Source organism: Allobosea massiliensis, from assembly GCF_042655245.1.
Lineage (GTDB): Bacteria > Pseudomonadota > Alphaproteobacteria > Rhizobiales > Beijerinckiaceae > Allobosea > Allobosea massiliensis.
Genome location: NZ_JBHSLU010000129.1, coordinates 1 through 1,432 on the forward strand (window position 1 = coordinate 1; position 1,432 = coordinate 1,432).

At 66.5% G+C, this 1,432-nt stretch carries 1 pseudogene; it reads right to left on the bottom strand.

The features are described 5' to 3' along the window. Positions 1–322: 322 nt before the first annotated feature. Positions 323–1,330: pseudogene (gene tnpC, locus ACFPN9_RS27660) on the bottom strand (IS66 family transposase); the annotation flags it as partial. Between the last annotated feature and the right edge of the window lie 102 nt (positions 1,331–1,432).

The following is a 1,432-nucleotide window of genomic DNA, read 5'->3' on the forward strand; positions in this document are numbered from 1 at the left end:
TCCCATCGTCAGCCTGCCAGCCGTGGCCGCCTGACCAGCCCGACCAAAGCCGGCACGCGGTGGCTCTGCGAAGCTACACCACCAGCAGGGACACGACCTGTCTCGTTCTGATTTCCGCGTGATACGACCACCTTACGAGTCGGCTTTTAACTCCTTCTCGACTTAGCTTCCGCCCGTACGTCGGAGATCGCAACGCCATGGCTCCACAGGGCCAAAGCGCCAATTGCCGCAACGCTAAGAAGGTTTGCAGCCTCGACCACCAGCACCGTATCCATCCGGCGTGGGCCGCGGACTGTTCGGGTCACTGCCGCCGTCTGTTTGATCAGGCCGCGTGACGGCGAGCGGCTTCCTTGCCGAGCCAGTTCCACGGCAGGAGCTCAGCGAGCTGGCCTTGTGGGATCCCGGCGATGCGGGCGAGCACATCGGCGAGCCAGGCTTGCGGATCGATATCGTTCAGCTTCGCCGTCTGGATCAGCGTCGCCATTGTGGCCGCCCGCTCGGCGCCGCGGCTGGAGCCAGCGAAGAGCCAGGCTTTGCGGCCGAGGGCAAAGCCGCGCAGGCTTCGTTCGGCGGCGTTGTTCGACAGACATGCCCTCCCGTCGTCGAGGAAGACGGTAAAGCCGTCCCAGCGCCGGAGCATATAGTCGATCGGCTTGGCGACCGTCGCGGAGCGCGAGAGCGTGAGGCGCTTCTCGCCTAGCCAGGTGCGCAGATCCTCGACCAGCGGGCGGCTTCGTTCCTGGCGGACGCGATGGCGCTCGTGGGCGCTCAGACCGTTGATCTCGCGTTCGATCGCGAAGAGCGTGTCGATGCGCTTCACCGCTTCGAGCGCGATCGGTGATACGGGTGCGGCACCGCGCCCGCGCCGCGCCGAGGCAGCGATGTCGGCGAGCTCGAAGAAGCCGCGGCGCGCATGCGCCCAACAGAGCGCTGCCGTGACCGGCCCACTTTGGCGCGCCGGGTCGTAGAGGCCGTTGTAGCCGCCATAGGCGTCGGCCTGGAGAATGCCGCGCCAGCCTGCAAGATGCGCGTCCGGGTGCTCTTGCCGCCTGTCGCGCGACGCGAAGTAGAGCGCTGCCGGCGGATCGGCGCCGCCGAATGGCCGGTCGTCGCGCACGTAGGTCCAGATCCGGCCGGTATCGGTCTTGCCCTTGGCCAGGATCGGAACCGTCGTGTCGTCGGCGTGCAAGCGCTCGGCCGCCATGACGTGGCGAGCGATCAGATCATGCAACGGTGCCAGCGCCGCTGTCGCCGCGCCGACCTGGTCGGCCAGCGTCGAGACAGAGAGATCGATGCCCTCGCGGCCGTAACGCTCGCTCTGCCGGTTTAGCGTGTGTTTCGGCGTGCAAGTTTAGGTCTGACTCAGTTTCGCTGCAGGTTGGGGCTGTTCTGACGCTGGTTTCCAGAAGGAATCAGCACGATGAAGCAGCGA